The sequence below is a fragment of the Nitrospiraceae bacterium genome (assembly GCA_035623075.1).
Lineage (GTDB): Bacteria > Nitrospirota > Nitrospiria > Nitrospirales > Nitrospiraceae > DASPUC01.
Window position 1 is genome coordinate 1 of the sequence record DASPUC010000002.1, and the last position, 7,508, is coordinate 7,508.

11 protein-coding genes are annotated in these 7,508 nt (G+C 53.5%); 5 read left to right on the forward strand and 6 right to left on the reverse strand.

Translation table 11 applies throughout. The annotated features are described in order from the left end of the window. Nucleotides 1-229: 229 nt before the first annotated feature. On the reverse strand, nucleotides 230-694 hold the full coding sequence (locus VEI50_00075; protein ID HXX73507.1) for a DUF2127 domain-containing protein: 465 nt from the start codon (nucleotides 692-694) through the stop codon (nucleotides 230-232). Nucleotides 695-1,012: 318 nt separating this feature from the next. On the opposite strand from VEI50_00075, the gene VEI50_00080 reads away from it, so the two are divergent. From VEI50_00080 to VEI50_00095, 4 genes are all read left to right on the forward strand, one after another. Then, nucleotides 1,013-1,288 carry a hypothetical protein gene (locus VEI50_00080; GenBank protein HXX73508.1) on the forward strand — a complete coding sequence of 92 codons (276 nt, stop codon included), beginning with the start codon at nucleotides 1,013-1,015 and terminating at the stop codon, nucleotides 1,286-1,288. Between the two features lie 194 nt (nucleotides 1,289-1,482). Continuing rightward, nucleotides 1,483-1,686, forward strand: a complete 204-nt coding sequence (locus VEI50_00085; protein HXX73509.1) for a hypothetical protein — start codon at nucleotides 1,483-1,485, stop codon at nucleotides 1,684-1,686. 410 nt (nucleotides 1,687-2,096) lie between these two features. Next, nucleotides 2,097-2,300, forward strand: coding sequence for a hypothetical protein (locus VEI50_00090; GenBank protein ID HXX73510.1), 204 nt, complete (start codon nucleotides 2,097-2,099; stop codon nucleotides 2,298-2,300). Nucleotides 2,301-3,025: 725 nt separating this feature from the next. Beyond that, nucleotides 3,026-3,385 carry a hypothetical protein gene (locus VEI50_00095; GenBank protein HXX73511.1) on the forward strand — a complete coding sequence of 120 codons (360 nt, stop codon included), beginning with the start codon at nucleotides 3,026-3,028 and terminating at the stop codon, nucleotides 3,383-3,385. 344 nt (nucleotides 3,386-3,729) lie between these two features. Here the strand turns inward: VEI50_00095 and VEI50_00100 are convergent, their stop codons facing one another. Then, on the reverse strand, nucleotides 3,730-4,545 hold the full coding sequence (locus tag VEI50_00100) for a S1/P1 nuclease (protein ID HXX73512.1): 816 nt from the start codon (nucleotides 4,543-4,545) through the stop codon (nucleotides 3,730-3,732). 162 nt (nucleotides 4,546-4,707) lie between these two features. On the opposite strand from VEI50_00100, the gene VEI50_00105 reads away from it, so the two are divergent. Continuing rightward, nucleotides 4,708-4,842, forward strand: coding sequence for a hypothetical protein (locus VEI50_00105; protein HXX73513.1), 135 nt, complete (start codon nucleotides 4,708-4,710; stop codon nucleotides 4,840-4,842). A gap of 59 nt (nucleotides 4,843-4,901) precedes the next feature. On the opposite strand, the gene VEI50_00110 is transcribed toward VEI50_00105, so the two are convergent. The 4 genes from VEI50_00110 to VEI50_00125 all read right to left on the reverse strand — a co-directional run bounded on the left by VEI50_00110 (nucleotide 4,902) and on the right by VEI50_00125 (nucleotide 7,222). Beyond that, nucleotides 4,902-5,225, reverse strand: a complete 324-nt coding sequence (locus VEI50_00110) for a helix-hairpin-helix domain-containing protein (GenBank protein ID HXX73514.1) — start codon at nucleotides 5,223-5,225, stop codon at nucleotides 4,902-4,904. 477 nt (nucleotides 5,226-5,702) lie between these two features. Beyond that, on the reverse strand, nucleotides 5,703-6,305 hold the full coding sequence (locus VEI50_00115) for a tetratricopeptide repeat protein (protein ID HXX73515.1): 603 nt from the start codon (nucleotides 6,303-6,305) through the stop codon (nucleotides 5,703-5,705). A 93-nt stretch (nucleotides 6,306-6,398) separates the two neighbouring features. Further along, nucleotides 6,399-6,905, reverse strand: coding sequence for a universal stress protein (locus tag VEI50_00120; protein ID HXX73516.1), 507 nt, complete (start codon nucleotides 6,903-6,905; stop codon nucleotides 6,399-6,401). Between the two features lie 107 nt (nucleotides 6,906-7,012). Beyond that, on the reverse strand, nucleotides 7,013-7,222 hold the full coding sequence (locus VEI50_00125; protein ID HXX73517.1) for a DUF2934 domain-containing protein: 210 nt from the start codon (nucleotides 7,220-7,222) through the stop codon (nucleotides 7,013-7,015). Between the last annotated feature and the right edge of the window lie 286 nt (nucleotides 7,223-7,508).

The window sequence follows — 7,508 nt, forward strand, 5'->3', positions numbered from 1 at the left end:
CGGCAGATGGCGCTGGTTTGTCCTGTCCTGGTAGCAGCGTGGTAGCAGAGTCAGATGACGAGGACGGTTAATGGTTGCTTCTTTGTATGACCTAGCCCCGTTGTAGTTGTACGAGTTTCAACATGAGTCAGGCAGATTGCGGGCGGGTCAGCGGGCCCGACCCTCACCGCGAACGTGGACCCGTATGCGGGGGCGAGGCGATGAGGTTAACGTCTGCAACTAGGGTGGCTCAGCAGGAGATGACATTTGCATTTCTTCGTGGTCGAACGTGTAACTCTCTGGCAATGAGATACCAAACAATCACCCCATTGACACCGAGGGCTGTGACCCTCAGTGGAGTCACATGGTTCATAACTGCATAGAGCTCGAATGGGAGAAATGAGGCGATCATCACTACCGTTAGATACGAAGCCCAGCGCCGACCGTAGAGGAGACCTCCTCCTTGTACCAACGCGAGGGCAGCGTAAACAAAGGAGCCAATACTCAACGCCTCAAGTTGATGATCGTCGATCGAAAACGCCCTTGTCAGGAGGCCATGAATATGGCGATTCTCAGGGTCCAGGTGGATAAGATGAAGCCATTGTTGCATGACCAGCTCATGATCCTGGTCCATCAAGATCACGCCGCCGAATCCGAGGGCAGCCAAGAGAAGCCCTTGCAGCAGGTAATACGTAGCAAGCAGTTTGAGAATCATTTGTGGTTGGCCGTCTGAAAATTACATGATCGGATAGAAAGTCCGACTGTACTACAAAATCCCTGACCTGCCCCTGTAGTTCTACCACCTTCAATGTGAGTCGCGCACAACGTTGGTCGGCCCGACCCTAACAGACGATCTTGATCCGTTTAAGGGGGCAGGTCAGTCGGTAGGCACATGGGGCCAGGGGTACATTTGCGTGGCCACCCCATTGTCCAAGGGCCCCAGGGCCAGGTTAAAGGTGATACAGTGTCGAGCATCCGACCTGATGGAGCGGCGAATATCAACTTATCCACCTATGGCGAAAGGAACAGGCCCATGGCGAATCTTTCTTACCGCTGGATCACCAACGTGACCTTTTTTCTCGTTGCGTTTGTGGTGGCACTCCTCCTGTTGCGACATATTTCCTCAGCTCAGGGAGTCCCACAAGTTCAATATCGCGTTGTGGATTCTCTACCCCTAGACAATAATGCCAAGCTGGAAGCGCAACTGAATGAGTATGGCCGAGGAGGATGGGAGTTGGTCCTCGTAGACATCGGCAACGTCACGGCACCGGCACGGCGGTTCATCTTAAAGCGTGTCCAATTGTCCTAGGGCCATAGTTTAGCCAGCGTGGGCACTGTAAAGGTTGAAGCTCTGACCTAGGGATTATCCTAGCTGATATGAGTATAGATTTGCGGATATCATAGTTACATGGGATGGATACCGACGAATCTCTGTTGGCAGACTCATCATAAAATTACAAAGCGGTGGAGTAAGGCTCCTGTCAGAACACACGGGAGGAGCGTATGTTACAACAAGCAACAATTGGCGATCAGATTCTCGAACTGGTGAGGGTGCACCCTGACTGTACGTTGGAGGAGGTCACGCAACACTTCCCGGAACTACACTGGTACGACGTGTACATCGAAATGGAGCGTCTGAGCCGGTTGGGCCACTTGCGGCTGATCCACAAGAGCGTACTATCTACAATTACCTCACGCCTTCCCTAAATGGCATAGGGAGTCCGTCGTCTCATCGGGTAGAAGGAGACGGGGGAATGGCTCGGCCACCATCCACTTTGCATAATAGGCATGGGGTGATAGAACCCGCGTGTGTGGGTGAAGATACTAGACGGCGTGATCTTGATCCTCCATCTTCTCATCGGAGTCGAGCGTGATCGCTCTACGCGCACGGTGTGAAACCCGACAACGCTCTGAGGCTTGACCATCAAGATCAACATCGATCTATCGTGTGTTTCCTACCCCATTGTTTTTCAACCCTCCTTCGAGCAACCTCAGAAGGCCTCTGTAGCCGATACAGTGGGACTAAAACTTGCTCGGCTTTGATTCCATATACTGATGCGGTGAACCTCCAATCAACCTGTCGCTCCAAGGCTCTTGTCAGAGCAACGGAGGAATGTATGCTGCAACAGAGACCTCTTGGCGATCAGATTCTCGAACTGGTGAGGGCGAATCCTGGATGCACCCTGGATGACTTGATACTCCGCTTGTCGGGAGTGAGTTGGTCCGAGGTCTTTCTCCAAGTTGATCACTTGAGTCGGTCAGGCCAGTTGCAGCTGACCAAAAAGAGTCCGGGAATGATGACCACACTTCGTGCCGCCTGACCAGGCTGATGGGTCTGAACTTCATGGAACTTTCGAAGCCTGTACTCTGGAGGCCGGTCCGTCAATGTCTCATGGCTCTCGGAATGGAACTGGGTGGAGGCTCTGGCAGTGGGTCACCTCCTTTCTGCTCAGGCGTGCTCTCTTCTTCCCTGGGAGAGGTCTCCACCCCCCTTCCTTGAAGCATTGGTGTGGTGGCTCTGTGAAAGCCAACGCTACGGCACTGCGTTCAGTGATCCTGCTTGCCATAGCAGTATCGGCCAACGGACTCATGCGAAAGGGAGAGCCTGCTATGAGTGATGAAGGTCGTAGCATGACGATCAATGGGTTTTTCGACTTTAAAATTTAATCTGGTCGAATCGAAGGGCCTTACGCCTCGCTCCTCAGCATTTCTTGAAGGGCTTCCCGCAGACCGCTTTTCAGAGGCAGTGGAGTATCTCGCCGCATCAACGAGCAGATGCGTGTGCGCACAGAGCGCACCGTGCGGAGACGACTAAGAGCAAGTCGGTCCCATCAAGAGCCACCGACCTGATGACAATAAAAAAGAACAATTCTAGAAGGTTGTACTGTGTCGCCAGAGCCACGATAGCGGATCAAGGCTTGCTCTTAATGAGGTGATTGTTGAGTCGAATGAACACGGAAGCAATCTCCGTGAGACTGAAGAGAGTGGGGCGTTCGGAGAGCCGCGGAAAGGGTGGCCGCTTATATTACCATTGAAGGAGGTCACTATGGAGCCCATCAAAACGAGCCCTACTGTTGTAGCAGTCACCTGTGCCAGCCTTGTGAATACGCTGGTCGGTGTGACGATGATCGGAGCCCAATCTCATCCAGAACAGTCATCTTTACAAACTGTCACAGGGGAAGTGTCTGTGGTTGAGGGCGAATTTCATATGGCCAAGAATTCTCAAGGGGAGGACACGCTCGACGTAGTCGACAAGTCCTATGTCATCACCAATCAAGCCGGCGAGACGGTTCGACTCAAACTGACCGACCATACGCGAATAGAAAAGAGAGTTAATCCAGGAGACAGGATTGAAGCCAAAGTCTCGCAGGATGGCCATACGCTTTCGGTGACGGCGATCCAGTAGCGGCCGTGTGAACTTGTCGGCGACACAATGCGAACATCCTGTCAGACAGCCACGTAATGACCTCGCCCCCTTCAACGGGTACAGATCCTCTGTGAGAGTCGGGCTTGCCTTCTTGCCGCGGTACTGCTGATCCTCACCGGGTGCGGATCAGCCCATAGCCCTAACCCCGATGCTCGCGCTCTCGATTCCAATTCTTCAAGCATTGCGTCCCCTGGCGCATACTTCCTGGTACTGACCTGCCCCCTGTAGTTGTACCACCTTTACTATGAGTCAGGCAGCTCGAGTGGCGGGCCCGATCCTCACAGAGGATCTGGACCCGTTTAAAGATGGAAGGTCATTTTTGCTTACTTCTTCTCCAGGGCGTCGTTTAGGAGTTTCGCCAGTCGGACAGCGGCTTTAGCCAACTGCTGATCGACCACAGGCACGTTGGCACGGTAGTAGTCTTCGCTCAGCCTGCGATCCTCCGGAAGCACGTACGCATGGTCCTTCGCAATTTGGTGTGACTCCATGGCCCAATCCACCACGGAGCCGTCCTCGAACGCCCCCTTTGGTTGCGTGTTCAACCAGGCGTTCAGTCGCTTCACGACGCGGCGCGGGTCCCGATCACGCACCTCCAGAATCCCACTGTCCCACACGGCATGGAGATTCCATGGCTTCCGACTGTAGGGATCGATCGTCTCGCCGATAAATTCCACCTGTACCTCATTGCCTCCCCGGTCATTGTTATTGGCGACGTGAAGGGGTTGGTGGAGGTCACCCACCAAGTGGATGAGATACTTGAGGGCTTTTTGGCGTTTCTGAGTGTCTGCGTCCGCCTTGGCCAGGACGCGGCGAAAGCGTTCGATTTGGCCGATGACACATTCATCCTGGGGACAGTCGCGAGCCGCGTCATACTCGGTGTCCATGAGGTCGATGTTCACATAGTGCCACGGGGCGGTCTGCTGGTTCCGTACTTTGTCGGCCCAACTTGCCGCCTTAATGAACGTGGGGCCTTCCAGGAGAGCGCCCACCGAGTCGCGCACATCAGGATGTAGCCGTGGCTCTGCGATCATAGCCACAATCTCGTGCCCTTCCCGGGACCAGGCATGCAGGGAGGATGGGATGAGCAAAAAAACGAAAGCGAGTGCTAGCAGAAGAGGTGGCCGTGTTGAGCGTAGCACCCGCTAATCCCTCCTCTCCGAAGGCTTGGCGGGTTGCGAGTTTTGAGTCTGTTGGTCTCGGCGTTTCAGTCGGCGTCGATCAAGCCACCATGCAACCACTGGAAACACAACCAACGAACTCGGAGCCATGAAAAAGAGAACATACGGACCCAAAGCGGTTAAATGGCGAAGGTGGTGCGAGAGCTGGGACCGCTCTTCAGCAGTCCAGCGGACGCCATTGCGTTGCTTCATCAGCAATGGCATCAAGCCGTGAATTCCAAGAATCTCAGCGCGAATGCGGTCTCGTTCTCTCTGTAGCGGGCCGAGAAAGGGTGCGAAGAGTTTCTCGACAACCCCTCGATACCAGAAAAGGGAAGTCACTTCTGCTTCGCCACTATCTGATCCTTGATCTTGTCATACGTTGCTTGCGGAATAACCTTCTTCTGTACCAGCTCATCCTTCCGCTTGTACGGACGATGTTCGATAATTTTCTTGGAGTAAGCATCGCCGATCCCAGGCAGAGCTTTCAGTTGATCGGCAGAAGCAGTATTAATGTCGAGCGGTTCAGTTTTTTCGACGGCGTACGTCTCTTCCACGCCACCAACTGAGAGCGTGGCGTCACCGATTCTCCAACTCGATGAATTTGCAAGAACTCCGACAACTATCATCGTCGCAATCATGAATTGTTTCGACCTTTTCATCGTGATTCCTCGTTGTCTCAGATCCGCACCGATAATGATGGTGAATTCTTAATTCACACAGCGTCCTTTAGGCATAAATGTTGAGCACTCACAGATTCTGTGGATAAGTCTGTGAACAACGTCTTCGGCCAGCATCATACAGGCAGATTACGTCAGCCAAGTGACAGAATGCCTACTTTTTAAGCATTGTGTCCGCCGTATAAGAGCCCCAATACCTTGGGGGCACAAAATCGGAGTGCATAATTACAGGAATCTACCTCTTGACTTTTCACGTTTGATGGTCCTGTAAAGCGGCTGATTCGGTTGCCCCTAGGGATATACCGAGGTATCCGAATAGCTATCCACAGCTAAGGGTTCTTGCTGAGGATAACTCCTCCAAACAATGCACGAATTCATGCGCCCAGTGCGACTTTTTTCACATGCTGGAAATTGTCGCTTCTTCGATGGACATGATTCCGGGTTTAAGACGTTGATCGGTCATTTCTTCATCGGCGTCCACTCCTGCGCGAGCTGCTGAGCTTGGGCAATCTGAGCCGGAGTCATCTCCTTGGCTAATGCGTCGCGAAATGCCTTCGCCAACTCCGAGCCTTCTCCCGCGGCCAAGCTGAACCACATGTAAGCCTGAACGCGATCTTGAGGGACCCCATGTCCATCTTCATACATGATCCCGAGCTTCGTTTGAGCCATGGGGTGACCCTGGCTGGCAGCAGCACGGAGCCATTTCAGAGCTTCGGCAACATCCTGGGGAATCCTATCTCCCAAGAGATAGAGACTGCCGAGATTCGTTTGCGCGTCACTATCTCCCTGCTCTGCGGCTTTTAGGAACCAGCGGCTAGCTTCTTGATCATCCTGAGGCACCCCACGACCGAGGAGATACAGCCACGCCAGGTGATGCTGGGCCGTGGCATTTCCCTGCTCCGCCAGTGGCCGCCACTCTTTGACAGTAGCCGCATAGTCGCCACGGTCGTAGGCTGTCATCCCTTCCTCGAACCCTGCCCGTACTGGTGCAGCGCACAAGATTGCCAGGGTCAGAATGCATAGAACAGGGAAGCGACGATAGAGACGAATCGTGAAGGGCATGAAAACCTTGCAAAGAACGAAATTTAGGAACGGCACGGAAGACGCGCAATGGGGCGCAACGTCGTTGAGGATAGCAACTTGAAAGGAACCTCGCTACCCCACAACCCACACGGAGAACTCTTGGCCCTTCTCAACCAATTCCTCACCTGTATGTCGATAGAAGATGTCCTCCACCCATGGAAGCCTGTGCCGTCCCACCACCACGGTTCCACAGTGCGATTCCTTGGCTGCTTCAAGGACCTCCCGCACGACATCCGGTTTATGGATTGATGATGAAAACCGAGTGCTGATCCGGTGTTGGGATAATCCGTGATCCTTGAGAATGATTTGAGCGGCTTCGAGCGAGGGTTGGGCCGCATTCTTCGCTTTCTCTAGCCATTCAGCCTGAGCGGTTTTGAGTTCCGCGCTCAGCCTCGCTTCCTGTTGGGGGTCTTCTGCTCCACCAAATTCTAACAGTTTCGGGGGAATGGGAGGGAGCACATGGAAGAGACAGACGTGGATAGATTCACGTCCTCGCACCAGTTTGGACACATAGGTGACGGCTTTCATAGAAGCCTCGGAATCGTCGACGGCAATCAGTATCTTATTGGTTCTTCCCATGGCTTCGTCTGCTCCTCCATGGACGTGATCGCAACTTTGGATTCCCAGCAAAGGCTAGGCTGTCGGTAGGGAGGTGTCAAGAATGGAATGAGGGGAGTGGCTGTATTTCAGGGGCTGGTTTGCCCGAGGATTTCCCCCTCTGCCTGAAGCCAGTCATCAAGGGCACCTTGTCGTATCCGTTGCTCGTAGATCTCGTAGGCTCGCCTGGCAATCCGTTCATGGAGATTTTCCGACACGGAAGGGGTGTCGACTGGTTTCGTTCGGTGAGCGGGTCTCTGCTGCGCCGTCTTCGATGTAAGCGGCTTCTTCGATTTCATGGGTTCCCTTCAATCTCGTCTCTTACGAATCAGCTCGGTGACATAAAGGCTAGGCCGTCCGCAGAGATGTGTCAATATTCAGCACACGTGACGATGGCTTGGGAACCCTCCATTCTGTCTTAGGAGGTAACTCGTCTGGGACGCGCATGTTGGTGGCACTGGAAAAAAATGGGTGGCTGTCAGGACTGGTCGAGTGGTTGATTTTCTGGACACCATGATTAATTGAGAAGTGAAGGAGGTGTTGCTCGCTGAGTCAAGGCCAGCCGCCTTTTGAAAGTGTCACTCG